This is a genomic window from Thiomonas sp., assembly GCF_034007205.1.
Classification (GTDB): Bacteria; Pseudomonadota; Gammaproteobacteria; order Burkholderiales; family Burkholderiaceae_C; genus Thiomonas.
The window spans coordinates 304191-327172 of the sequence record NZ_JAVERI010000001.1; the positions used below are offsets into that span (position 1 = coordinate 304191).

At 64.8% G+C, this 22982-nt stretch carries 27 protein-coding genes; 3 read left to right on the top strand and 24 right to left on the bottom strand.

Annotated features, from left to right (window positions below; genetic code table 11):
- Window positions 1-107: 107 nt before the first annotated feature.
- Window positions 108-440: an integration host factor subunit beta gene (locus RBR52_RS01420; RefSeq protein WP_320375390.1), complete on the top strand. Its 333-nt coding sequence runs from the start codon at window positions 108-110 to the stop codon at window positions 438-440.
- 112 nt (window positions 441-552) lie between these two features.
- Here the strand turns inward: RBR52_RS01420 and RBR52_RS01425 are convergent, their stop codons facing one another.
- The 24 genes from RBR52_RS01425 to RBR52_RS01540 form a co-directional block, all read right to left on the bottom strand.
- The gene (locus tag RBR52_RS01425) at window positions 553-1614 is read right to left on the bottom strand and encodes an alcohol dehydrogenase (protein ID WP_320375391.1); all 1062 of its coding nucleotides are present in this window, start codon (window positions 1612-1614) and stop codon (window positions 553-555) included.
- A gap of 22 nt (window positions 1615-1636) precedes the next feature.
- Window positions 1637-2647 (bottom strand): 2Fe-2S iron-sulfur cluster-binding protein, encoded by a 1011-nt coding sequence (locus RBR52_RS01430; RefSeq protein ID WP_320375437.1) that lies wholly within the window; start codon window positions 2645-2647, stop codon window positions 1637-1639.
- A 113-nt stretch (window positions 2648-2760) separates the two neighbouring features.
- Complete coding sequence (locus tag RBR52_RS01435; protein ID WP_320375392.1) at window positions 2761-3747, bottom strand: aromatic/alkene monooxygenase hydroxylase subunit beta; 987 nt, start codon at window positions 3745-3747, stop codon at window positions 2761-2763.
- 47 nt (window positions 3748-3794) lie between these two features.
- Window positions 3795-4103 carry an MmoB/DmpM family protein gene (locus RBR52_RS01440; RefSeq protein ID WP_320375393.1) on the bottom strand — a complete coding sequence of 103 codons (309 nt, stop codon included), beginning with the start codon at window positions 4101-4103 and terminating at the stop codon, window positions 3795-3797.
- A gap of 33 nt (window positions 4104-4136) precedes the next feature.
- Window positions 4137-4472: a Rieske 2Fe-2S domain-containing protein gene (locus RBR52_RS01445; RefSeq protein WP_320375438.1), complete on the bottom strand. Its 336-nt coding sequence runs from the start codon at window positions 4470-4472 to the stop codon at window positions 4137-4139.
- A 17-nt stretch (window positions 4473-4489) separates the two neighbouring features.
- Window positions 4490-4762 carry a toluene-4-monooxygenase system B family protein gene (locus tag RBR52_RS01450; protein WP_320375394.1) on the bottom strand — a complete coding sequence of 91 codons (273 nt, stop codon included), beginning with the start codon at window positions 4760-4762 and terminating at the stop codon, window positions 4490-4492.
- Between the two features lie 99 nt (window positions 4763-4861).
- The gene (locus RBR52_RS01455) at window positions 4862-6361 is read right to left on the bottom strand and encodes an aromatic/alkene/methane monooxygenase hydroxylase/oxygenase subunit alpha (protein ID WP_320375395.1); all 1500 of its coding nucleotides are present in this window, start codon (window positions 6359-6361) and stop codon (window positions 4862-4864) included.
- Between the two features lie 101 nt (window positions 6362-6462).
- A complete protein-coding gene (locus RBR52_RS01460; protein WP_320375396.1) occupies window positions 6463-6735 on the bottom strand; it encodes a 2-hydroxymuconate tautomerase in 273 nt (90 codons plus the stop codon).
- Window positions 6683-7471 (bottom strand): 2-oxo-3-hexenedioate decarboxylase, encoded by a 789-nt coding sequence (dmpH, locus tag RBR52_RS01465; protein ID WP_320375397.1) that lies wholly within the window; start codon window positions 7469-7471, stop codon window positions 6683-6685. The genes RBR52_RS01460 and dmpH overlap by 53 nt, the downstream gene beginning before the upstream one ends.
- 16 nt (window positions 7472-7487) lie before the next feature.
- The gene (gene dmpG / locus RBR52_RS01470; protein WP_320375398.1) at window positions 7488-8540 is read right to left on the bottom strand and encodes a 4-hydroxy-2-oxovalerate aldolase; all 1053 of its coding nucleotides are present in this window, start codon (window positions 8538-8540) and stop codon (window positions 7488-7490) included.
- A 27-nt stretch (window positions 8541-8567) separates the two neighbouring features.
- A complete protein-coding gene (locus RBR52_RS01475) occupies window positions 8568-9491 on the bottom strand; it encodes an acetaldehyde dehydrogenase (acetylating) (protein WP_320375399.1) in 924 nt (307 codons plus the stop codon).
- Window positions 9492-9529: 38 nt separating this feature from the next.
- Window positions 9530-10324, bottom strand: coding sequence for an SDR family oxidoreductase (locus tag RBR52_RS01480; protein WP_320375400.1), 795 nt, complete (start codon window positions 10322-10324; stop codon window positions 9530-9532).
- Window positions 10325-10343: 19 nt separating this feature from the next.
- A complete protein-coding gene (gene dmpE, locus RBR52_RS01485; RefSeq protein ID WP_320375401.1) occupies window positions 10344-11126 on the bottom strand; it encodes a 2-oxopent-4-enoate hydratase in 783 nt (260 codons plus the stop codon).
- 17 nt (window positions 11127-11143) lie between these two features.
- A complete protein-coding gene (locus RBR52_RS01490) occupies window positions 11144-12016 on the bottom strand; it encodes an alpha/beta fold hydrolase (protein WP_320375402.1) in 873 nt (290 codons plus the stop codon).
- Between the two features lie 11 nt (window positions 12017-12027).
- A complete protein-coding gene (locus RBR52_RS01495) occupies window positions 12028-13539 on the bottom strand; it encodes a 2-hydroxymuconic semialdehyde dehydrogenase (RefSeq protein ID WP_320375403.1) in 1512 nt (503 codons plus the stop codon).
- Window positions 13540-13601: 62 nt separating this feature from the next.
- Window positions 13602-14054, bottom strand: a complete 453-nt coding sequence (locus RBR52_RS01500; RefSeq protein WP_320375404.1) for a heme-binding protein — start codon at window positions 14052-14054, stop codon at window positions 13602-13604.
- 21 nt (window positions 14055-14075) lie between these two features.
- On the bottom strand, window positions 14076-15020 hold the full coding sequence (locus RBR52_RS01505) for a catechol 2,3-dioxygenase (RefSeq protein WP_320375405.1): 945 nt from the start codon (window positions 15018-15020) through the stop codon (window positions 14076-14078).
- Between the two features lie 26 nt (window positions 15021-15046).
- Complete coding sequence (locus RBR52_RS01510; protein ID WP_320375406.1) at window positions 15047-15388, bottom strand: 2Fe-2S iron-sulfur cluster-binding protein; 342 nt, start codon at window positions 15386-15388, stop codon at window positions 15047-15049.
- Between the two features lie 28 nt (window positions 15389-15416).
- Window positions 15417-16481, bottom strand: a complete 1065-nt coding sequence (locus RBR52_RS01515; RefSeq protein ID WP_320375407.1) for a 2Fe-2S iron-sulfur cluster binding domain-containing protein — start codon at window positions 16479-16481, stop codon at window positions 15417-15419.
- Between the two features lie 19 nt (window positions 16482-16500).
- Entirely contained in the window at window positions 16501-16857 is a 357-nt protein-coding gene (locus RBR52_RS01520) for a phenol hydroxylase subunit P4 (protein ID WP_320375408.1), read from the bottom strand.
- A gap of 15 nt (window positions 16858-16872) precedes the next feature.
- Window positions 16873-18423, bottom strand: coding sequence for an aromatic/alkene/methane monooxygenase hydroxylase/oxygenase subunit alpha (locus RBR52_RS01525; protein ID WP_320375409.1), 1551 nt, complete (start codon window positions 18421-18423; stop codon window positions 16873-16875).
- A 71-nt stretch (window positions 18424-18494) separates the two neighbouring features.
- Entirely contained in the window at window positions 18495-18767 is a 273-nt protein-coding gene (locus RBR52_RS01530) for an MmoB/DmpM family protein (RefSeq protein ID WP_320375410.1), read from the bottom strand.
- A gap of 17 nt (window positions 18768-18784) precedes the next feature.
- Window positions 18785-19780, bottom strand: a complete 996-nt coding sequence (locus tag RBR52_RS01535; RefSeq protein ID WP_320375411.1) for a phenol hydroxylase — start codon at window positions 19778-19780, stop codon at window positions 18785-18787.
- A gap of 57 nt (window positions 19781-19837) precedes the next feature.
- Window positions 19838-20074: a phenol hydroxylase subunit gene (locus tag RBR52_RS01540; protein WP_320375412.1), complete on the bottom strand. Its 237-nt coding sequence runs from the start codon at window positions 20072-20074 to the stop codon at window positions 19838-19840.
- A 288-nt stretch (window positions 20075-20362) separates the two neighbouring features.
- On the opposite strand from RBR52_RS01540, the gene RBR52_RS01545 reads away from it, so the two are divergent.
- Both RBR52_RS01545 and RBR52_RS01550 read left to right on the top strand, forming a co-directional pair.
- On the top strand, window positions 20363-22060 hold the full coding sequence (locus RBR52_RS01545) for a sigma 54-interacting transcriptional regulator (RefSeq protein ID WP_320375413.1): 1698 nt from the start codon (window positions 20363-20365) through the stop codon (window positions 22058-22060).
- A complete protein-coding gene (locus RBR52_RS01550; protein ID WP_320375414.1) occupies window positions 22057-22836 on the top strand; it encodes a GntR family transcriptional regulator in 780 nt (259 codons plus the stop codon). Before RBR52_RS01545 ends, RBR52_RS01550 begins: the two co-directional genes overlap by 4 nt.
- The last annotated feature ends 146 nt before the right edge of the window (window positions 22837-22982 follow it).

Consider the following 22982-nt stretch of genomic DNA (forward strand, 5'->3'; position numbering starts at 1 on the left):
CTTTTGCGTTGATCTTTTCGTTGATCGACTCGTTCTTGCGGGCTTCGTCCTGATCTGCGGCGGCTTGGGTGATTTCACCGAAGCCGCCGTTTTCACCTGCCTTTCCTATGACTCGCTCTGATCTCGTTGAAATCCTGGCAGCCCAGTTCCCCCAACTGGCGCATCGCGACGCCGAGCTTTCGGTCAAGACCATACTCGACGCGCTGACGCAGGCGCTCGACGACGGGCACCGGGTCGAGATCCGCGGCTTTGGCAGCTTCAGCGTCAGCCATCGCGCGGCCCGCATCGGGCGCAATCCCCGTTCCGGCGAGCAGGTGGCCGTGCCGGAAAAGCGCATCCCGCATTTCAAGCCGGGCAAGACCCTGCGCGAATTGGTGGACTATCAGACCGGGGAGCGCAAGCCGGGCAAGCCCAGCCTGTCCGGAAACGTCGTTGATTGAGCGTATCCGGGACGGGTGCCTGCGCGTGTTGTGGCTGCCGGCTCTGGCGCACGCGCTTGGCACCATACATCCACCGGCCCGGCCGGGAAGAGACGACGGCTGGAAGAAAACGTCAAGGGCGGATGAGCATCTTCATCGCGCCATCGGATTTGTGCTGAAACATGGCATAGGCCTTGTCCACATCGGCCAGAGCGAAGATGTGCGAGAAGTACTCTTGCGGCTTGATCACGCCATGTTCCAGCATTCGCAGGCCCTGCCACATGAATGGCTGGACATTGGCAAAGCCGTTCATGTGCAACGTGATATCCCGCAGGAACACGTCAGCCAGATTGAGGTTGAAGGTACTGTCGGTAAATACTCCCATGGCCGTCACTGTTCCCCCGGGGCGCACGATGTCAAGGCACATCTGCAGCGTTTCGGGGAGGCCAACCACCTCGATCACCTTGTCGAAGCCGCGACCACTGCAATGAGCGAAGGCCTGGTCCTTCCAGTCGGCTTGCGATGCATCGATGGCCGTTGCGCCTTTCGCGCGCGCTGCGGCAAGCCGATGAGGTACCTTGTCGACCGCCACCGTTCGGCCGGGCCCGCGCTGCAGCGCGATGTCCAGCGTCATCAGGCCGGTCGGACCGCAGCCTATCAGTGCCACCGATTCCCCAGGCTGGATATCGGCGAGCTTATTGGCGATGATGGCCGATGGCAGGTTGCACGACAGGGTCAGCGCCGCGTCATCGGGGATCTCCTTAGGCACAAGGATTGCGTGACCATCGGCGTGCGGGATCACCATCGCCTCGGCATGAGTGCCGTTCAAGTTGCCGAAGGGAACGCCGAACCCGTACACCGCCTTCCGCGTGGTTTCACAATGCGCGGTCTGTCCCACTTCGCACATGTAGCAATGGCCGCAGGAGCAGGAATAGGCCATGCTCACGCGATCACCCTTGCGGAAGCGGCCAACCGACTTGCCGACGGCCAGGACTTCGCCGATGAGTTCATGGCCGGTTTGCGACTTGCCCTTATCCATGATCGGATCGAGCGCCCCGCGGTACACGTGCAGGTCGGAGCCGCAGATCGAGGTGGCTGTCACTTTGACCAGCATTTCATGGTCTTGCCGCAAGGCGGCATCGGGAATGTCGATCGCCCGGATCTGTTCCGGACCGAAGTAGACGGCAGCCTTCATGTGGCATCTCCCTGTGAAGGATTCAGAAGAATCGGTCGAAGTGAATCTGCTGGAAGGGGACGTGGTAGGTCACCATCAGCATCTCCTGGATGGCTTGCGTCATGGGTGGCGGCCCCGCGAAATAGAACTCGTACTGCGCCAGTCCTTCACCCAGCACGCGCGGCAGCCATTCGTGGATGAATCCCACGTTGCCGCTCCATGCCGCAGCCTTGTCGCTGCCCCCTTCGGAGATCACGGGGTGGTACGAAATGGCATCACCAAAGCCCGGAAGCTCCCGCAGAAGGGCCTCACCGCACAGGTCACGCGGCGTGCGGCCGCCGTAGAAAAAATACAGCTTCCTGGTGCCGAGCAGCCCAGCTGTCGCCGCTCCCCTCGCGATTGATACCATCGGCGCGAGGCCGGAGCCGCCGGCGACGCAGACAATGTCGCGCGTGTTGTCTTCTCTGAGATACGCGAGCCCGTAAGGCCCGTCGATCTCAACTTCGTGGCCGACCTGCAAGGCATGGAACAGCCGGGTGGTCGCCTGACCTTGGTGCACCCGGCGGATCTGAAAGTGCCACTCGCCTTCGGCATTGGGCAGGTTGGACATGGAGTAGGCCCGCGGCGCACCGACGCCATCGATCACCACGCTTGCATACTGCCCCGGAAGGAAGTCGGCTGTGCCTTCGCTGACGAATCGGAACTCACGAATGTCGTGTGTCACGTCGGTGGTGCCGACCAACCGCGCACGGCGCCGTCGCGGTGGAATGCGCGGCACATATGCTGCGTCGGTACGCACCTTGATCGTCAGTTCCCCCGTTGCCACACATTGGCACGCCAGATGCCGACCCTTGCGCCGGTCGCGATCCATCAGGCCAGGGGCCTCTGGCCAGAGTACCTGCACTTCGCCGGCAACAATTTCAAACTTGCAACTGCCACAACCGCCCGAATTGCACTCGTACGGAAATCCGATTCCGGCGCGCAGAGCGGCGCGCAACACCGTATCGCTCCCAGTCTGTATGAATCGGGTCGGGCTGCCGTCGATATGAATCACTTGATTCAAGGAGAGTCCTTCACAAGGGGTGCACACGACCACCGCAACCTTGGGGCGCGGCGGCAGGCAATGTGCGGATCAAGTCCGGTTGCCGCGATGCCTCAAGGCCCTCGTCAGATGCCTAGCGAGTTGCGGAACCTTCGCGTGGCTGTCTGCGCGTCGACAGCGGCTTGGGGTACATCCGGCAGGGCGCCGCAGAATTTGTCGATGGCAAGATCGGCCAGCGGCTCCCATTTCGAGACCCAGCCTTTGAGGACCTGTGCATTTCCCTCGGTGTCCAACGCCATCTTTACCAGTGCCGAAGCCCAGCGGCGGTGGCGTTCGGCATCCAGCAACTCGGCGTCGGTCAACATGCCCAGAAGCATGTCCCCGTTGTGGCGACCCGACTCGCCGAGTTTGCGAAGCACGGCTTCCTCGATGGCCGGCTTGGCTACCAGGTTCAGGGCGACGAAGGCCTCGGCCCAGTCCCAAACCACCAACACTTTTTCCATTAGTTCCCGATAGCCTTGCCAAACCGGATCGGTTTCCCAGTAGTTTCGCTCATCGTTGCCGAAGCCCTTATCCTGGAAGGTTAGGGAGAGCTCCTTGGTGCGGTAGGCGACATGGCTGACCCAACGCAGCGAGTCCGCTGCCTGGAATGCCGCGCAGTTGGTAATGGTGCTGGCCGGAGCTATCTGCATCACATAGGCGGAAGCCATTTGCAGCGTGTGAAAGAGGTAACGCCCCGGGCTATACAGACGCGCCAAGGTGCCGGCCCAGTTCGACTCGAGCGCCTTGTCGTTTTCACGCTCGTTGAATTGATCGAACAGCCCACGGACATAGGTTTCCTGACCGTCCTGGAGCATGTTGTAGGTGCGGTAGACCAATTCATCCGGATCGCGGAACGCATTCCAGTCGCTGTGCTTGAGTGGACTAGCGTTGCGGAACTGCTTGTACCAGCGCGCCATGAACATATTCGGGTCGAGCTCGAAAGGCGCGTTGTCGTCGCGGTCGGTGTAGTGCAGTCCGACCGAAACGATCTCATATTCGCTGGGCTTGCGCCGTCGCGTGACCAAGTGGCTCCAGGTCTTGAGTGGCTTGAGAACTTCGGCTTCGTTCATGGTATGTCTCCTCGAATTATGGGATGGTGGAATGTAAACAGCCAGCATCAGAACCTTTGCTCGAAATAGAATCTCACTTGATCGGGAGTCATCTCGATGCGGCCGGCGAAAGACGATAGGTCCACTTCAATCTCGCTCATCTTGAATGTTCGTCCGAGCATTTCCTCGATGGTTTGGCGTCGAATGACCATCTCTTCATCGGCCTGGATGCGCAGGTACGCGATTTTGTCGAACACCGACACGGTTTTATCAGGGTTGTCGATCTTGGCGGCTTCGGCGACCGCTTGAGCCAACTCGCCCTGTCGCATGACGGGGCCGACGTGGTTGTTTTCATGAATGACTGCAGCATTGCTCATGGTTGAATCCTTTGACGGTTGGATAAGGCCGGATCAAGTGTGCGCGAACAAGGGCTTGATGTCGGCGGTGTCGACGTACACTGCATCGTCTTCGATCTTGATCGGGTAGCTGGCGAGGCGACAGTCGCCCGGGTTGATGCCAATGCCCGTGCAAGCGTCGAATACCCACTGGTGGGCACGGCAAATCAGCCTTTTGCCATCAAACCTTCCTTCGGCCAATGGAATATCTTGGTGTGGACAGACAGCTTGGTAGGCTCTGATGTCGCCGCCTTCGAGTCCCACGAGCAGCACCTCCTGCCCGTCGACCTCATAGCAATCCATCTCCCCCTCCCAGACATCATCTAGGGTGCATACTTTCTTGAACACTATGTCGCCCTCCTGTTGTATCAACGGCCAGCGGACGCTGGCTCCCAGATCACCTCGATGCACTCCATTGGCCTCAGGTTCGCTTTCGCCACGGTCAGACCGCGGGAGAAAAGTTCGTTTGAACCCTGCCTGCGTACACGCATGACGCTGCCGGGGCGCGCCGCGACCCGTCGTCCGACGGAATGGCGGGCGGCCTCCGCGGCGACCTGGTCCATGGTGAACTCGGTATCGACCGGCAGCATCTGCAGGACGAAGTCACCCTGAAAATTGGAAACGAGTGGAAATTGCGCCATTGAATCTTCTCCAGAGGTTGAGAAGTCTGATCAGTGGTCGGAATGCCGCCACTGATCAGACAGGTGTTGATTCGCCATGGGGGTCATGGCATCGCACGCTCAGGCCGCAGCCCTAGGCTTTTGGCGGAAGTGCTCCACCCACGCATAGCCGTGCGCGTCATCGCCGATCTCGCCTGGGGCCAGACCCATATACTTCAGAGCGCCGTTCAGATCCGTGGGTTGGATCATTCCGGCCACAAAGCGGTCGACCAGAGTCATGTGCCCCTCGTAGCGTTCGGGTTCCTGTTCGAAACACCATTGGCAGCCCTCCGAGCAGAAGTGGTACCAGCGGCCCTTGTGTTCCAGTGCATGGTCGCGCACTTTCCAGGGTTCGCCCGGTGTGGCCGCAATCGGCAGGTTGCACATGTTGCAAATGACAGGCAACGTCTCCGGGTAGGTGAGTTCGCGCTTGCCTTGGAGTAGGTTGTCGGTGATGACGTCCCAGGCTTTGCCCCAGGTGTCGTTCCAGCCGGGGTATTTTTCTTCCAGCCAGGCGCGTTCTTCCGGGGTCACCCCCGCCGCCGGATTCCACCAGACGGTCGGTCGCCAGAACCACACGCCCAAGTGCATGCCGTGGTGCATGTAGTCGAGTTCCTCGAGGAACTGGTCCCAATACCAAGGACGATCCAGACCCAGTTCCAAAATCGAGCGCTCGAACTGATTGACGATGAACTCCTGCATGAATTCCTTGAAGGAATGCTTGCGATCCTTCAAGGGGGTGTAGTAGTCCATCATTGGGCCGGTGAGCACCGAGAACAGCCGCCACGAGCGCCAAAAGGCGATGTCGATCATCCGCTGCGCCTGGGCTTTCTGGCCGTTGGCGATCAGGATCGGCACCAGCGGTCCGCCGATTTGCGCGTGGCGCGATTCGTCGGTCTGCACGCTGGAGATCATGCTGGCGAAAGTCCAGTCGCCAGCTTCGGCCGCATCGGCCGCCAGGCCAAGGAACTGCATGTTCGTGAAGCCGGTTTCGAAGGCGAAGGTCAGCATGAGGCCAATGCCGACAGCGCTGCGCGTGCTCATCATGTCGTCGAACATGTGGCGCGCAGCCAGCGCTGCCCATTCATTGGTGTCAAAAGCCTTGAATGCCCAGTCGAACTGGCGGTCCTTGGACACGTACTCGTGCGGGAAAAAAAGCTGGATCTGGCCGTGCCGTATCTCGTCGAGCATGCCCATCGTGGCCATGTTCCGCTGCCCAGGTGCCTTGGCAAAGCGGGCCATCCGCGCCTCCGCCGAAGCCGCCGCGTACTCGGGGCGGGCAAGGGCGCCATAGTGGGCCTTGATCACGCTGATCCAGCCGGGATCGGCGTTCTCCAGCATCTTGCTGCGCTCAAGCGCTCCCTTGACGGAATAGGCCCCCGAGTCCTTCTCGCGCTGGATCTTGACGTACTCGGGATACGTCGTTTTGTAGGGTTCATCGTATTTCTCCCATTCGGACATCGGAATGCCGAAGTCGCCCGACATTTCGGGGGGGTAGAGTTCGGACTCCTTGACGTAAGTTGGCGTCCAGTTGGTGGTGCGTGCGAGGTCGTACCAGTCCATTCTTTCGAGCAGTGCCATGGTGTGTCTCCTATCAGGTGGGGCGATGTGACCCCGTGCGCCGGGGCGCCGGGGTGGGTGAAAAAAAACAAGCGTCGGGTCGTTTCGTCGGGGCGCAGGCCTCATCGTCCGAGGTCTTTTGCCGATACGCCGGCGATGCCCCAGTTCTCCTTGGGCATGTCGTGGATCCAGACGCGAATGGATTCCTTGGGCGCGCCGATGGCCTCGTGCAAGGCCTGCGTGACCTTTTCGATCACGGCTTTTTTCTGTTCGGGCGTGCGCCCTTCGAGCATGTAGATCTGGGCAAACGGCATGGGATCTCTCCTGGGGATGTGGGGGGACTCAGACCAAGCGCAGGCCGACCTGTCCCATGCCCTGCACGCGCAGCGCGACATGGTCGCCCGGCGCCACCGCCACGGCCTCGGTCACGCCGCCCGAGAGGATCAGGGTGCCTGCGGGAAGGTGGTGGCCGCGGCGTCCGAGGTGGTTGGCCAGTGCCGCCACCGCGGCCGCCGGGTGTCCGAGCACGGCCGCGCCCGCGCCCAGCGCGACGGCTTCGCCGTTCTTCTCCAGCACCACGCCGCAGGTACGCAGGTCCAGCCCGTATACCGGGGCGGGTTTGCCGCCGACGACGAAGCGCGCTGCCGAGGTGTTGTCGGCGATCACGCTCTTGAGGTCGAACTTGAAGTCGCGGTAGCGGCTGTCGATGACCTCGATGCCTGGCAGCACGAAGTCGGTGGCGGCCAGCACCGCGCCCACATGGCAGCCCGGGCCTCGCAGCTCCCGCTTGAGCACGAAGGCGATCTCCGGCTCCACCTTGGGGTGGATCAATTCCGCCATGCGCAGCGCCGCGCCGTCGGCCAGCGCGAAATCATCGACCAGAAAACCGAACACGGGCTCGTCCACGCCCATCTGCCGCATCTTGGCGTGCGAGGTCAGTCCGCATTTGAAGCCGACGACGCGGGCGCCGCGCGCCCGCTTGCGCTGCAGGAGGCGATCCTGGATGGCATAGGCGTCTTCCCAGTCCATGCCGGGGTGGTCGTCGGTGATTTTGGGCGTGTCGCGGGCCTGCACCTGGCAGGTCTCCAGGTGTTCGGCCAGGCCATCGAGGGTGGAGTCGTCCAGGGTCATCGTCGCTCCCCTTGCTTCACGCCGCCGCCAGAACGCGTGCGGGCCGCAGGCCGCGGGCTCTGGCCAGGCTCAGCGCCGTGTCCTCGATCATGTCCTCCTGGCCGCCGACCATGCCGCGGCGGCCGAGTTCGACCAGGATGTCGCGTGCCGGCACCCCGTACTTCTTCTCGGCGCGCTTGGCAAACAGCAAGAACGAGCCGTACACCCCGGCATAGCCCAGGGTCAGCGCGTCGCGGTCGATGCGGATCGGAAAATCCATCATCGGCACCACCCGATCCTCGGCCACGTCCTGGATCTTCCACACATCGACGCCGGTGGACACGCCCATGCGGTCGAGCACGGCGACCAGCACCTCCATCGGCGTGTTGCCGGCCCCTGCGCCCAGGCCGGCGCACGCGGCGTCGATGCGGTTGGCGCCGCACTCGATGGCGGCGATCGAGTTGGCCACGCCCATTGCCAGATTGTGGTGGCCGTGAAAGCCCAGTTCGGTGTCCGGCTTGAGCGCGTCGCGCACCGCCCTCAGCCGGGCGCGCACGTCGTCGGGCAGCATGTAGCCGGCGGAGTCGGTGATGTAGATGCAGTTGGCGCCGTACCCTTCCATCAGCCGCGCCTGGCGGACCAGACCCTCGGGGCTGTTCATGTGGCTCATCATCAGAAAGCCCACGGTGTCCATGTCCAGCTTGCGCGCCAGGGTGATGTGCTGCTCGGCGACGTCGGCCTCGGTGCAGTGGGTCGCCACGCGGATGGTGCGCACACCCAGGTCGTAGGCCATCTTCAGGTGATCGACCGTGCCGATTCCCGGCAGCAGCAGCGCCGACACCTTGGCGCGTCGCAGCAGCGGGATCACGGCGCCGAGGTACTCCGCGTCGGAGTGCGCCGGAAAGCCGTAGTTGACCGAGGCGCCGCCCAGTCCGTCGCCGTGGGTGACCTCGATCAGCGGCATGCCGGCCTCGTCGAGGCCGCGGGCGACGGCGCGCATCTGATCCAGGGTGATGCGGTGGCGTTTGGGGTGCATGCCGTCGCGCAATGTCATGTCGTGGAGGGTGATGTTCCTGCCTTGCAGATTCATGGTGGGTTCCTTCGATGGGGGACGGGTTCAGGCGCAGACGGAGTCGACCGGCTCGAGCGTGATGCGCCCGGCGAGCAGCTCCTCGGCGAACATCTCGGCGGTGCGCGCCGCAGCCGCGGTCATGATGTCGAGGTTGCCGGCGTACTTGGGCAGGTAGTCGCCCCGGCCCTCGACCTCGAGGAAGACCGACACGCGGTTGTCGTCGAACACCGGGCCGTTGACGATGCGATAGCCGGGGACGTACTGCTGCACTTGCGCGAGCATGGCCTGGATCGACTGGGTGATCCGCGCCTCGTCCGGCGCCGTCGTGGTCAGGCAGTGCACGGTGTCGCGCATGATCAGCGGCGGCTCGGCGGGGTTGATGATGATGATGGCCTTGCCCTGCCTGGCGCCGCCGACCTTCGCGACCGCCGCGCCGGTGGTGCGGGTGAACTCGTCGATGTTCTTGCGCGTGCCCGGCCCGGCCGAACGCGACGCCACGGTGGCGACGATCTCGGCGTACTCCACCGGCTGCACCTGCGACACCGCGGCGACCATCGGGATGGTGGCCTGCCCGCCGCAGGTGACCATGTTGACGTTCATCTCCCGCTGGCCCACATGCTCCTTGAGGTTGACCGGCGGCACGCAGTACGGGCCGATGGCCGCGGGCGTGAGGTCGATCATCATCACGCCCAGCGCCGTGAGCTTGTCGGAGTTGGCCTTGTGCACATAAGCGCTGGTGGCGTCAAAGGCAATCTGCACGCCGTCGGCCTTGACGTGGGGCAACAGGCCGTCGACGCCCTCTGCGGTGGTCTTGATGCCGAGCTCGCGCGCTTTCTTGAGTCCGTCCGAGGCGGGATCGATGCCCACCATCCAAACAGGTTCGAGCACCGGGCTGCGCATCAGCTTGGCCAGCAGGTCCGTGCCGATGTTGCCGGGGCCGATGATGGCACAGCGGATTTTCTGGGTCATGGGAGTTTCCTTGGGTTCGAATCGAGGGGTTGATCCCCCTAAATGCAGCGCACGACGCCGCCTTCGGCGCGCACGGCTGCGCCATTGATCGCCGCCGCCCGCGGGCTGCAAACGAAGGCCACGACGGCGGCCACTTCCGCCGGATCGATGAGGCGTCGGAGGATGGAGGTGGGCCGCGCCGTGGCAAAAAAATCCTGCTCGAACTGCTCGGGGCTTTGTCCCTGTGCGGCGGCGAGCTTGGCAAAAAAGTGCTCAACGCCCTCGGTCCGGGTCGGGCCGGGCAGCACGCTGTTGACCGTCACCGCGGTGCCCTGGGTGGTTTCGGCCAGGCCGCGCGCCACCGACAGCTGCGCGGTCTTGGTCATGCCGTAGTGCACCATCTCGGCCGGCGGACACAGGCCCGATTCGCTGGAGATGAAAACGATGCGCCCCCAGCCGCACGCCTTCATGCGCGGCAGGTAGTGACGCGACAGCCGCACGCCACTCATGACGTTCACTGCGAAAAACCGCAGCCAATCTTCGTCGGGGATCGACTCGAAGGCCTTGGGCTCGAAGATGCCCAGGCTGTTGACCAGAATGTCCACATCCGGGTGAGACTCAATCAGTGCGGCGCACCCCTGCGCCGTGCCGAGGTCGGCGGCGCAGGCCATCAGCGGCGCCTGCGCCCCGAACTCGGCTCGCAGGCGCGCTACTGCCGCCTGCGTGGTGTCGATGCTGCGGCCATTGACCACGACGCGCACGCCTTCGGCCGCGAGTGCGCGCGCGATGGCATAGCCGATGCCGGCAGTCGATCCGGTCACCAGGGCTTTTTTCCCGGAGAGTTGCAAGTCCATGGTCGTCCCCTTGGGCGCATCAGGCAAAACGCACCGCACAACTGCCGATGCCGCCAAGAGACATGCGGAAGTGGTCCCCGGGCTTGACCACGGCCATGGCGGCCAGGGCCCCGGAGAGGATCACCTCGCCTGCCTTGAGCGGGATGCCCAGGCGACCCAGAGTGTTGGCCAGCCAGGCCACGGCGTTGACCGGCGAGCCCAGCGCCGCGGCGCCGGCACCGGTGGCGATGACTTGGCCGTTCTTCTCGAGCACCATGCCGCAGGTGGACAGGTCCACGCACGACGGCGCGACGGCGCGGTCGCCGAGGACGAACACGCCGCATGAGGCGTTGTCGGCCACGGTGTCCTCGATCTTGATCTTCCAGTCGCGGATGCGCGAATCGACGATCTCGAAGCAGGGCATCACGCATTCGGTCGCGGCGAGCACTGCGGCGTTGGTGATGCCGGGACCGAGCAGTTCCTTCTTCAGCACGAAGGCGATCTCGCCCTCGGCCTTGGGCTGGATCAGCGTGTCGGTGGCAATCGTCTGGCCTTCGCCGTAGACCATGCCCGACAGCAGGTAGCCGAAGTCGGGCTGGTAGACGCCGAGCATGTCCATCACCGCTTTCGAAGTCACGCCGATCTTCTTGCCGATGACGGTTTCGCCGCCGTCCAGACGCCGCGCGAGCATGCGCTGCTGCACGCGATAGGCCGCGTCGAGGGTGATGTCGGGGTGCCGGCTGGTCAGCGGCTCGATGGTGTGGCGCGCCGCCAGCGCGGCATGCAGCGCGTCGCCGAGGCTGTCGATGAGTTCGGGGGTCATGGGAGGCGTCGGGGGATTCAACGGGTCAGGGGAGCGGGCTCGTCGGCGCCGGCCTCGGCCAGGAAGTCGCCGACCAGCCGGACGAAGCGGGCCGCATGTTCGATCTGCGTCCAGTGGCCGCACTGGCCGAAGACGTGCAGTTGCGCGCGGGGAATCCAATCCGCCAGCGTCAGCGAGTTCGACAGCGGGATGATCCGGTCCTCGCGGCCGTGGATCACCAGCGTCTGGTGGGGCAGCGCGCGGATGTCGGACTCGCGGCTGGCCATGGCGTCGACCCAGCGCTGGCGCGGCGCCGGGAACATCGCCGCGAACGACTCCTGGAAGCCGGGGCGGATGCTGGCTTCGTAGCGCAGCCGCGCCAGTTCGTCGTTGACCAGGCTGCGGTCATGGGCGAAGAGGTCCAGCAGGCGGCGCATGTTCTCGAACGAGGGCGTGTAGCCCCACACGGCGTCAAGCCCCGGGGTGATCGGAAACTTCACCCCCACGCTGCCCATCAGCACCAGCCGCCGCACGCGCTGCGGCTGGCGGATCGCCAGCGCCAGCGCCAGCGCGCCGCCGAAGGAATTGCCGACGAGGTCGGCGCGCTCGATGCCCAGCGCGTCGAGCAACCCGAGCGCCTGGCCGACCCAGACGTCCATGTCGTAGCGCTGTCCCGGCGGCCGGTCGGTGTAGCCGAAGCCGACCATGTCGGGCGCGACGACGCGCGCCTGCCTGGCCAGCGCGGGAATGACCAGGCGCCAGTTGGCCCAGGCCGATACGCCCGGACCGGAGCCGTGGATCAGCAGCAGCGGCGGGCCGCTGCCGACGTCGTGGTAGTTGGTGCGGATGCCGGCGGCGACGAGGGAGCGGGCGATTTCCGGGTTGGCGACGGCAGTGGATGCATGGTCCATGGCGGGGGTCTTCACAGTTTGATGCACACGTTCTTGAGTTCGGTGTAGAACTCCAGCGAATGGACGCCGCCTTCGCGCCCGATGCCCGACTGCTTGGCGCCGCCGAACGGGGTGCGCAGGTCGCGCAGAAACCAGGAGTTCACCCAGGCGAGACCGACTTCGATGGCGGCGGCCATACGGTGCGCGCGCGCCAGGTCGCGCGTCCAGATCGCGGTGGCCAGGCCGTAGTCGTTGTCGTTGGCGCGGCGCACCACCTCCGCCTCGGTATCGAACGGCAGGATCAGCGCGCAGGGGCCGAAGATCTCCTCCCTGGCGATCGGCGAGTCGTCGCCGAGACCGGTCCAGAGGGTCGGCTGTACCCAGGCGCCTGCAGCCAGCTCGCCCGGCATGTCGGGGATGCCGCCGCCGGTGACCACGGTGGCACCGAGCTCGGCGGCCTTGCGGTAGTACGACAGCACCTTGTCGCGGTGCTCCTGGCTGATGAGCGGGCCCATGCCGGTGGCCGGATCCTCCGGACGGCCGAGCTGCATGCCCTCGGCGCCGCGTTTGAGCGCGGCAACGAAGCGGTCGAAGATCGGGCGCTCGACGTAGACGCGCTCGGTGCCGAGGCAGACCTGGCCACAGTTGGCGAAGCACGAGCGCAGCGTGCCTTCGATTGCGGCGTCGAAGTCGCAGTCGGCGAACACGATCGCGGCATTCTTTCCCCCCATCTCCAGGCTCACCGGGCGGGCGCCGTCGGCGGCGGCCTTCATGATCGCCGCACCGGTGCGAGTCTCGCCGGTGAAGGTGATGGCGTTGACGCCGCGGTGGGTGGTGAGCAGTTCACCGGCGGAGTCCGGCCCGAAACCGTGCACGACGTTGTACACGCCGGCGGGAACGCCTGCCGCATTCATCACCTCGCCAAGCAGTGTGGCGGTCTGCGGCGTTTCTTCCGAGGGTTTGACGACGACGGTGTTGCCGCAGGCCAGCGCCGGGCCGACCTTCCAGGTCATCAGCAGCAGCGGCAGGTTCCACGGGCAGATCACCCCGACCACGCCGACCGGCCGGCGCAGTGCGTAGTTGAGCGCGCCGGCACCGTCGGGCGTGGCCGTTTCGAAGAATTCGGTCGGCACGTTCTTGACCACGTCGGCGAAGATCTTGAAGTTGGCCGCGCCGCGCGGGATGTCGACGTGCCGCGCCAGGCTCATCGGCTTGCCGGTGTCCTCGACCTCGGCGGCGAGGAAGTCGTCGAAGCGGCGTTCGATGCCATCGGCCACCGCATACAGCAGGTCGGCGCGCTGCGCCACCGTCAGGCGTGCCCACGGGCCGGCGAGCGCGGCCCTGGCCGCGCACACCGCGGCCTCGACCTGCTCGCGCCCGGCCTCGGCCACCCGCGCTATGAGCGATCCATCCAGCGGCGAGCGCTTGTCGAACCAGCGCCTGCCGTCGGCGTGGCGGCCATCGATGAAGTTGCGGATCTGCTTGACGCCGGCAGACGAGTCCGCCTGCGGGCGTGCCGGCGCATGGGGTTCGGTCATCAGCATGGTGCGTTGTCGGTTGGGGTTGTCGAAAAAAAAGAAAAAGGGGGAATCGGTGCGCGGCGTGGTCAGGAGGCTCCCAGCCCCAGCGCCGCCAGTCCGGCTTGGGCGCATTGCGTGTCCTCCTGCTCGCTGCCGCCGGACACACCGATGCCGCCGATGCACACGCCGTCCTCGACGATCGGCAGGCCGCCACCGAAGGCGACGAACCGCGGCCGCAGCACGAGGCCGCTGCGTACCGCCTCGGAGTGCGACCGCAGCGCCTGGCTCCACTGCCCGGTGGGCAGCCCGAAGCTCGCCGCGGTGTAGGCCTTGTCGGTGGCGATGTCGATCGAGTGCAGCGGCGCGCCCGGCATGCGCAGGAAGGCGGCAGGCAGCCCCGAGGCGTCGACCACCGCGACGTTGACGCGCACGCCCAGGCGCTGGGCTTCCTGCGCGGCGGCCTGCACCGCCCGGCTGGCCGCAGGCCAGCCGATCAGGCGCATCCCGACGCTGCACGCGACCTCGCTGTTGGGATTCATGCCCGGCACCTCCGCGCTCGATCAGGTGTAGACCTCGGTGAACGACGGCACGAGCTCACCGGTATGGTAGAAAATGCCGCTGCCCATGTGATCCTCGGTCCAGGTCGTCACCGGACGATCGGGCTGCGTCAGATAGCCCAGCCCGGCGAAGGTCTCGTTGCGGTTGCCGCTGGGGTCGAAGAAGTAGATCGTCTCGCCGCGAGTGATGCCGTGGCGCGTCGGCGCGACGTCGATCCTGACCTTGTTCTTGGCCATGATGTCGGCGGACTTGAGCACGTCGTGCCAACTGTCGAGGAAAAACGAAATGTGGTGCAGTCCCCTGCGGGGGCCGCCAACGAAGGCGATGTCGTGGGGGGTCGTGGTCCGATACAGCCAGGTCGCCGCCTGGATGCGGCTGTCGGGCCCGACCATGACCTGCTCGGCCAGGCCGAAATCCAGGCATTCCATGACGAAGCGCGTGTTCTCGGCGACCTTGTTGACGCCGGTCTCGGGATCGAGCTCGCACATCAGCAGGCAGTGGTCGAGCCAGTGCGCGCCCGCGCCCTTGATGTCGTCGGGCCAGGGGTCGGGGTTGACCGAACCGACGTCGGTACCGACGAATTCCTTCGTGGCGTACAGCCGCATCTCGTGGCCGCTGGGCAGGTCGAACTGCAGCATGCGCCCGGTGGCGGGCATCGTGCCTTCGGGCAGCATCGTGGTGGAGATGCCGTAGGCCTCGATGCGCTGCCGCAGGGCGTCGAGATCGGCGTCGTGCTGCACCTTGTACGCGACGTGGTTGAGCCCCGCCTGGTCCGACGGCGTCAGCACCAGTGAATACTTGTCCCATTCGTCCCAGCATTTGAGGTAGACGTTGCCCTGCTTGTCCTGCATGGTCGTCTTCATGCCGATCACTTTTTCGTAGTGCCGGACGGCCTCCGCCATGTCCATCACTTTCAGGCTGGCGTGGCCAATGCGCATCACACCCATGTCGATCTCCTCGTTGATCTCTTGATCTACTTGCCTACGACGCGGCCCGCCGAAGCGGCGAACCCCTTGAAAAACGGCTTCTCCAGCCGGCCCGCAACCTCGAGTTCGAGCTCGCTGCACGGGGCCACGCGACAGGCCAGCGTGTAGCCCCGAGCTTCTTCATCGAGCGTGACGCGGGCGCGGCTGACCGGCCCGAGCCTGCGCACCCGGCCGCGCAGCACACGTACCTTGCAGACGCCACAACCGCCGCCCAGACAGCCCGCCGGAATGCCGCGCCGACCCAGCCGCACCAGGCCGGCGAGCAGCGACTCGTCGCTCGAACAGGCGCAGCACTCCCCGGTCTGGCGGATGATCACGCGATGCAGCATGGGTCGAGTCTCCGATAGGCTTGCCATGTCACAGCACCTTGCGGAACAGCGGGCTGCGCACCTGCTGCGCATCGGCCGCGGAAATGAAGCGTTCGTAGAAAATGTCGCGCTCAAACAGGCGGCCCTGCATCAGCGTGGTGATGCAGGCGTCGATCATTGCCGGCGGCCCGCACAGGTAGGCCTGGTGGCCGGCGAAGACGCCGTCAAAGTGCGCCTTGGCGACTTCGTGCACGAAGCCCTGCCGCACCGACAGACCATCGCCCGCCGGGTCCGACACGGCGGGGACATAGCTGAAACTGGGGTGGCGCCGGGCCAACTCGCGGAACTCGGCGTCGTAATACAGCTCGCTGCGGTCGCGCTGGCCGTAGACCAGCGTGATCGGCAGCTCCCAGCCCGATTCGAGCAGGTCATGAATCATCGACCGCGGGCTCGACAGCCCCGAACCGCCCGCGAGGAACAGCAACGGCATCCGCGCCGACTTGCGCACGAAGAATCGCCCGTACGGCCCCGAAAGGCGCAGCCGGTCTCCAGGCTTGAGCTGCTCATGGATGTAGCCGGTACCGGCGCCGCCCGGCACCCGTCGGACGTTGAGTTCGATCTCGCCAGTCGCTGCAGTGCGCGCGGGCGCGCAGGCGATCGAGAAGGCGCGGCTCTGGTTCAACCCGGGAATCTCGAGCTGCACGTATTGCCCGGCCTGGAACCGCATCGGCTGGTTCAGCCGCAGATGGACGGCACGGATAGTCGGTGTGAGGTCGTCGATGCGGCAGACCTCGCCGGCGAAGTCGCGCACCGGGATCACTTCGGCGTCCGGTTCCGCATCGATGTCGGCCTCGATCACGGTGTCGGCGGCGAGCGTGGCGCAGCACGCCAGCGCCTTGCCTTCCTCGCGTTCGAAATCCATCAGTGCGAACGCATTGGCGTCGCCGATGTCGATCTCGCCGTCGCACACCTGCACCTTGCAGGTTCCGCACAGGCCGTGCCCACAGGCATGCGGCAGGTAGATGCCGTTGCGCAATGCGGCGTCAAGCATGGTCTGGCCGTCCTCGACCTCGATGGTCGCACCCAGCGGTTCGATGGTGAGCTGGTGACTCATGGTCTGAGCTCTGGCGCTATCAGCTGCACGATCCGCCGATGCCGGCCAGTCCCGGGGTGCGCAAGCGGATGACGTCCTTGTGTCCGATGCCGTTGTCCGCCAGCGACTTGGCCGGGTCTGGATGAAGGGGGCGGCCGGACTTGAACCACTCGACTTTGCTCCAGTCGATCCGGGCGAAATCCGGATGTTCGCCGAACAGGTCGGGCAGCACTTTCTCGACCATGGTGCCGAACGGCATGGAGGCTGGCAGCGGCAGGCACAGCGGCGCACCGAACATCAGGTGATCTTCCCAGCCGATGTAGAGCAGCGGCGCGGGAAACTTGTCGACGGTGTCCCGCGCGGGGAAGGCGTAAGGCTTGACGGCAGCAACGGTCATGATCCGGTACCTCCTTCAGTTGCGCTGCGACAGGCCGCGCCAAGTCGCGAAGTTCTTCTGGTCCTCCGACCCTTCGAAGTCGAGGTTGTCGCGGCCGTCCTCCAGTGCGTAGTAGTCGAGCACTGCAGCCATCGGGTCGAACCCCGGGCGCGTCGGGTCGGTGCCCGGAGGGAAGCAGTTGCCCTGGTAGATCTGGTGCACCGGCAGCCACGACTGCACATACTTCTCGGGCTCGTGATCGAAGATCTCCTTGCAGTGGTCGCTGCAGAAGTGGTACTTGTCGCCGAGGTAGTCCGACTCGCGGTAGCAGATCTTGGTCGGGTCGCCCGGTTCGGTGAAGATCATCGGGATCTGGCAGGTAGTGCACAGCATCGGCAGCGTCTTGTTGTAGAAGCGCCTGCCCTGCCGCTGGCGCTCGCGGTAGTACTCCAGCCGCGGGCGATATAGCCGATCGAAACTCTCGGGATACTTTGCCGACAGCCACGCCATCTCGTCGTCCTTCGGTACCCAGGTGTGCAGCGCCGTGGCGCCGCTGTAGCCGTAGAAGACGTTCCACGTCTGGTGGCTGATATGGTTCTTTCCTTCGCAGGCGTCGCGCCAGCCCTTGGGTTCGCGGATGCCGTAGCGCGCGAGGTCGCGGAACAGCGCCCCGCCGTTCTGCTCGGCGTAGATCTCCCATGCCTCCTTCCAGCTCATCACCCGCTTGGGCAGCATGTAGTCCATCATCATCGACACCAGGGTCAGCACCCGGTACGCGCGCCAGAACCACTTGTCCATCCAGCGCTGAACGATGGGTACGTTGCCCGGATCCTGCTCGAGCATGAACTTGATGCTCTCGATGCCCAGCGTCATGTGGCGCGATTCGTCGGACTGTGCTGAAAAGCCGAAGGTCACCGTCGACATGTCGCCGTTGTAGGCGGCACCCGACATGAAGGGCACGAACAGCAGGTTGGTCAGCAGGTACTCGAACGAGTAGCTGATCGCGGTGAGGAACTCGAACGGCCCGGCGGTCATGGCGTCCTCGAAAAAGGACTTGGGCACCGACAAATACCACACCCGGTCATGCCAGTGGTTCGCGTGGTGCATGCCGCTGAAGAACTTGTTGTAGGTGGAAATGGAGTGCGTCTCGGTCTGGTAATGCCGCAGCTCGTCGATCGACTGCATCTGGCAGGCCACCCGCGTGCCGGCCCCGGTGAAATGCCGGCCGACATGGGCAAAGCCGCGGTGCGCGTTGTACTCCAGCGGCGTGACGCCATCGATGAAGACCTTGAGCGCGTTGACGTAGCGCGCGTCCGTGATGCCGAGGAAGCCGTTGTTCTGCTGGAAGGCGTCGATCACCGCGTAGAGCTTCTTCTCCTTCTCACCCTGATACTTCCAGTAGGCATCCATGGTCAACCGGAACGGATCTTCCCACTTGTCCCAGTCGTGGATCTTGATGCCCTCGTAGCGGTCGTAGGGAAACACCTTGTCCATCGGCTGATAGGTCGTCTGCCAGCCGAGGCCGCGGGTCATCGCGGCGTAGCGGTCCTTCAGTCCGAGTCGGGATTTGGTGGTACGGGTGTCCATGAGTCGTCTCCTTGTGTGTGTATGCGTATATGCCGCGCGGGCGCGGGTTGCGGTCGCGATGACCGGGGGTGTCAGCTTCTCCAGCTCAGCGTGAACTGGTCGTCGTCCTCGTCGATGTATCCCGAGAGGGTGATGAGGTTGAGGTGGATCTGCTGCAGGTCGAAGCGTGTGCCGGTACGCTCCTCGATGCTGTCGCGGCGGATGGTCAGACGGTCCGGAGAGTCGATCTTCACCATCCCCGGTGATTCGACCGCCACCGCTCCGGGGTTGTCCGCCATGATGGCCTCGATCACCGGCCGCGATTCGTCTGTGGACTGGAAGGCGATGAATACGTTGTTGGACATGTCGTTTCCTCGAACGCTCAGAGCACGATGCTGCATTTCGCGGCGCGGGCGCGCAGCTGCTCGCGCGTCTCTTCCAGTACCGAGTGACCGACATCGCGCAGAGCGAGTTCAGCAACCGGCAGCAATGCTTCGGCGGCGCGCTCTTCCCAGTCGCGCAGCCAGTTTGTGAGCAGTGCGCGGTTGTCCTCGGACTCGGCGGCCAGGGTCTTGACCACGGCGTCGATCCAGCGCCCGGATTCGTCGTGCCATTCGGGCATGAAAGCCGTCAGCATCGCGATCGCGCTGCCGCCTTCGAGGGCGATGCGATCGTCGACGTAGGCGTCGTAGATCAGCGGGTAGAGCAGGCCGTCGAGTGCCAGGTTCTGCGCGACGAACAGTTCCACCGGATCCTGCACCACCAGCGTATCTTCGACGTAGCGCCGCAGCGGCTGCCATTCCAGGGCTTCGAGCCACGCCAGTTTCGCCGCGTCGAGCGCAGCCGCCCCTTCCAAGGTCAGCGCGAGCCGGGTGAGAAATTGCGCGACGCCGAGGTTGTCCATCGCGTGGAACATCGCCGGTGCGGTGAACGCCGCGCCGTAGCCGATAGCGCAGATCTGCGAGTTGTTCATGTTGGCGCCCCAGGCGGCGTGGCGCAGCGGGACGAGCACCGACAGGGCCTGCTCGCGCAGCGCCAGCGGGAGGGCGTCGACCATGCCGCGCGATTCGACGAATGCGAAGCTGGCCTCGACCGCGTTCTGCTGGCGGGCGCGGGTCATGGTCCAGGTGGCGTAATAGAACTGGCGCGGATCCCGCAGCGCGTACCAGTCGCGCATCACGATGGCGGTACGCGAGGGATCGTACAGTTCATGGTCCGGGTCCCAGGTGGGGCGATAGTGGAAGTTGACTTCGGACTGCGCGCCCATCGTCCCCTCCAGATACCGCGATACCGGCTTGTCGCCGCCGACGTAGGCCGCGACGTGCGCGTAGGTGTGGCGCAGCGGCTTGATGTCAACTGTCTTCAGATCGATGCTCATCGTTTTTTGCTCCTCGTCTTGATTGATTGGATGGATGTCTGCCCGGGACAGGCGTCGCTACTCGTCGGCCGCATCCTGCGAGCATCGTTGCGCGGGCAGTCGCTCGGCGTGCTGCACCAGGCAGAATTCGTCGAACGCATCGGGCGGCAGCATCAGCTCGACGCAGAGTTCGTCCGATCCGATCGAGAACTCGAATTCGATGAAGCCGTGAGCATGGCTGCCGGTCACGCGCACAAAGCGTCGTGCCGGATCGAAACCGGTGTCTGCGTGGCTGGCTGGTGTTGTTTGATGCATCGCTGTCTCCTCGGCGCAATAGAAGCAGCAAACATGCCTGCGGTGGGGGCATCACAGCAAAATTATCGAGATTTTAGGGTAAACACCGATGCCGCACCTGAACGTGGCGCACTATTCCCTGGGGAAACCCTAACTTTTGACCGAGCCGATGGGTACTCATATCTCCTTGATACAACATGAAATTTGATCATTTCTGCAGGCGATCAAGCGCTGTTTGACGAAATGATGAAATCTCCTCTATCTTTGCCGTCGCCGCCGAGCGATCGGAAAAATGTCGAGTAATTGGTCATGCCCAAGCACAAACCCCCGTCTTTCCCGGACGACGCCGATCTTCGGCGGCTGATCCATTTCTCCGCGGTTGACGGCCGGATCTGGCTCGCCGGCCAGCGCATGCTGCTGCTGCATGCCGCGTCGCTCGGTGCACTGAGGCGCGAGTTGATGCAAACCGTCGGGGCGGAGCAGACCCGACGCTGCTTCACCCGCGCCGGGTTCGATGCGGGCGAGCGCGACGGCGCGCTGGCCAAGCGTGTGCGTGCCGCGGAGGCGTTCTACGACCTATTCGCCGTCGGTCCGCAGCTGCACATGCTCGAAGGGATGACCCAGGTGACGCCGCTGCGGTTCGATGCCGACCCGCAGACCGGGCACTTCCACGGGGAATTCCTCTGGTCGCATTCGTGGGAGGCGGATGTGCACGTGCGCGACTTCGGCATCCAGGAGCGACCGGTGTGCTGGATGCTCATCGGCTATGCCTCGGGCTATACCAGCGCCCTCATGGGACGGACCATCCTATACAAGGAGGTCGAGTGCGCGGGCTGCGGCCACGCGCATTGCCGCATCGTCGGCAAGCCGCAGGAGCAGTGGGAGGACGCCGACGATCTGGCATCGTATTTTCGCCCCGAGTCGATGCTGCGCACCCTCGAGGACCTGCAGACTCAGGTCGAATCGCTGCGGCTGGAAATTGCCGGGGATGCGGACAAGACGCAGCTCATCGGCCAGTCCGAGGCGTTCCGCAAGGCGTATGCATTGCTGCAGACTGCCGCGCCCACGCAGGTCACGGTGCTGCTGAACGGCGAAACCGGGGTCGGCAAGGAGCGTTTCGCCCGCGCCCTGCAAGCGCTCAGCAACCGTGCCGACAAGCCGTTCGTCGCGATCAACTGCGCGGCGATTCCGCACGAGCTGATCGAGTCGGAGTTGTTCGGCGCGGAAAAGGGCGCATACACCGGCTCGCAGGCGGCACGGCCGGGGCGGTTTGAACGTGCCGATGGCGGCACGCTGTTTCTCGACGAAATCGGCGAACTGCCGTTGACTGCGCAGGCCAAGCTGCTGCGCGTGATCCAGGAAGGCGAGGTCGAGCGCCTCGGCGCGGCGCAGAGTCGCAAGATCGACGTCCGCCTGGTCACGGCGACCAACCGCGATCTCGAACAGGCGGTCAAGGAAGGGCAGTTTCGCGCCGATTTGTTCTACCGCATCAACGTCTACCCGATCACGATTCCACCGCTGCGCGAGCGTCGCGACGATATCGAGCCACTGGTGCACGCGATGCTCGAACGTTTCGCCGCGCTGCACGGCAAACCGGTGCCGCTGCTGAGCGACCATGCCTATGATGCGCTGCACAATTACAATTGGCCCGGCAATGTTCGCGAGCTCGAGAATCTGGTCGAGCGTGCCGTCATTCTCTCGCGTCCCGGCGCCGTGGTCGAAGCTCAGGATCTGTTTCCGGGGATCGGACTGCCGTCAGGCGTCGGGATCGACGTCGGGGGGAAACTGGCGCGGCATCGCGCCAATGCGATGGATTGCGGCGCGCTGCTCGAGCAGCTGCAGCATTGCGGCGTAGGCATCGAAGAGCTGGAACACTCCTTGCTTTACGAGGCTGTCAACAGGACCAAGGGCAATTTGTCTGCGGCAGCACGTCTGCTCGGGTTGAGCCGGGCGAAACTCAGCTATCGGCTGGGCCGAGACGAGGATATGGACGAGCGGAAATCATGAGCAGTACGCATCTGACCTCCCCCGGGCCTGGCGGTTTCGAGCAGATCGGCGGCCCGCCACCGGCCGATCCGGGCGCGTTTCTCTGCACCGATTCGGGGGACGAAGCCGCCGCGCCAGCGCGCACCCTCGTCGAGCAGGCCTACCTGCGGTTGCGGCAGCACATCATCGAAGGCCGCTACCCGCCGGGTACCAAGCTGCGCGTCGAACACCTCAAGAACGTCTACCAGGTTGGCGCGGGAACGCTGCGCGAGGCGCTGACCCGACTGGTCAGCGACGCCTTGGTCATCGCCGAGGGACAGCGCGGCTTTCGCGTCAAGCCGATGTCGCTTGCCGATCTGGCCGACATCACGCGGCTGCGCATTCACATCGAAATCCACGCCATGCGGGAATCGGTGCGCCAGGGCGACCAGGCCTGGGAACAGCGGGTTCGCCGCGCCTACGAGGAGTTGAGTGCCTACGAGCAGCCGGTGTCGCTCGCACAACGCTCGGCGTGGGAGGCGTGCAACCGGCGGTTTCACGAGGAGCTGGTCTCGGCTGCGGCTTCTCCCTGGACCATCCTGGTGCTGCGCATTCTGTGGCAGCACGGCGAACGCTACCGGCGGTTGTGCATCGGCCTGGAGGAAGGCCGCCCCGACGTCCATCGCGAGCATGCCGAGATCTACGAAGCCGCGATGCGGCGCGCCGACGCGCGCGCGGCACTGGCACTCGAGAATCACATCGGCACGACGCTGACGACGCTGCAGCGGCTGCCGGCGGGGAGCAGTCCGCTGAATTAAGAGCAAAGCGCAACCGCAGCAGACTTGCCCCATGCCGCGTTCGACCCTGCCCTACCGATGCCCTTGGACAGCCCTGACGCGCTTGACCTCGAGCCTGCGCCCCGCACGGCGCGCACCCACGGCCCCGGGGCGCGGCAAGAGGCGGT

Coding starts and splice junctions, on each gene's coding strand:
- RBR52_RS01505 (WP_320375405.1), bottom strand. CDS start 15,020: ATGGGTGTGATGCGCATTGGCCACGCCAGCCTGAAAGTGATGGACATG.
- RBR52_RS01520 (WP_320375408.1), bottom strand. CDS start 16,857: ATGACCGTTGCTGCCGTCAAGCCTTACGCCTTCCCCGCGCGGGACACC.
- RBR52_RS01535 (WP_320375411.1), bottom strand. CDS start 19,780: ATGAGCATCGATCTGAAGACAGTTGACATCAAGCCGCTGCGCCACACC.
- RBR52_RS01510 (WP_320375406.1), bottom strand. CDS start 15,388: ATGCTGCATCGCGTGATCATCCGCCAGACCGGGGAGTGCTGCGCCTGT.
- RBR52_RS01420 (WP_320375390.1), top strand. CDS start 108: ATGACTCGCTCTGATCTCGTTGAAATCCTGGCAGCCCAGTTCCCCCAA.
- RBR52_RS01435 (WP_320375392.1), bottom strand. CDS start 3,747: ATGAACGAAGCCGAAGTTCTCAAGCCACTCAAGACCTGGAGCCACTTG.
- RBR52_RS01480 (WP_320375400.1), bottom strand. CDS start 10,324: ATGGACTTGCAACTCTCCGGGAAAAAAGCCCTGGTGACCGGATCGACT.
- RBR52_RS01440 (WP_320375393.1), bottom strand. CDS start 4,103: ATGAGCAATGCTGCAGTCATTCATGAAAACAACCACGTCGGCCCCGTC.
- RBR52_RS01460 (WP_320375396.1), bottom strand. CDS start 6,735: ATGTCGCGCTGCGCGTGCAGGGCATGGGACAGGTCGGCCTGCGCTTGG.
- RBR52_RS01525 (WP_320375409.1), bottom strand. CDS start 18,423: ATGGACACCCGTACCACCAAATCCCGACTCGGACTGAAGGACCGCTAC.
- RBR52_RS01515 (WP_320375407.1), bottom strand. CDS start 16,481: ATGAGTCACCAGCTCACCATCGAACCGCTGGGTGCGACCATCGAGGTC.
- RBR52_RS01550 (WP_320375414.1), top strand. CDS start 22,057: ATGAGCAGTACGCATCTGACCTCCCCCGGGCCTGGCGGTTTCGAGCAG.
- RBR52_RS01425 (WP_320375391.1), bottom strand. CDS start 1,614: ATGAAGGCTGCCGTCTACTTCGGTCCGGAACAGATCCGGGCGATCGAC.
- RBR52_RS01475 (WP_320375399.1), bottom strand. CDS start 9,491: ATGACCCAGAAAATCCGCTGTGCCATCATCGGCCCCGGCAACATCGGC.
- dmpE (WP_320375401.1), bottom strand. CDS start 11,126: ATGACCCCCGAACTCATCGACAGCCTCGGCGACGCGCTGCATGCCGCG.
- dmpH (WP_320375397.1), bottom strand. CDS start 7,471: ATGACCCTGGACGACTCCACCCTCGATGGCCTGGCCGAACACCTGGAG.
- RBR52_RS01455 (WP_320375395.1), bottom strand. CDS start 6,361: ATGGCACTGCTCGAAAGAATGGACTGGTACGACCTCGCACGCACCACC.
- RBR52_RS01495 (WP_320375403.1), bottom strand. CDS start 13,539: ATGCTGATGACCGAACCCCATGCGCCGGCACGCCCGCAGGCGGACTCG.
- RBR52_RS01530 (WP_320375410.1), bottom strand. CDS start 18,767: ATGTCCAACAACGTATTCATCGCCTTCCAGTCCACAGACGAATCGCGG.
- dmpG (WP_320375398.1), bottom strand. CDS start 8,540: ATGAATCTGCAAGGCAGGAACATCACCCTCCACGACATGACATTGCGC.
- RBR52_RS01540 (WP_320375412.1), bottom strand. CDS start 20,074: ATGCATCAAACAACACCAGCCAGCCACGCAGACACCGGTTTCGATCCG.
- RBR52_RS01500 (WP_320375404.1), bottom strand. CDS start 14,054: ATGAATCCCAACAGCGAGGTCGCGTGCAGCGTCGGGATGCGCCTGATC.
- RBR52_RS01490 (WP_320375402.1), bottom strand. CDS start 12,016: ATGGACCATGCATCCACTGCCGTCGCCAACCCGGAAATCGCCCGCTCC.
- RBR52_RS01545 (WP_320375413.1), top strand. CDS start 20,363: ATGCCCAAGCACAAACCCCCGTCTTTCCCGGACGACGCCGATCTTCGG.
- RBR52_RS01450 (WP_320375394.1), bottom strand. CDS start 4,762: ATGGCGCAATTTCCACTCGTTTCCAATTTTCAGGGTGACTTCGTCCTG.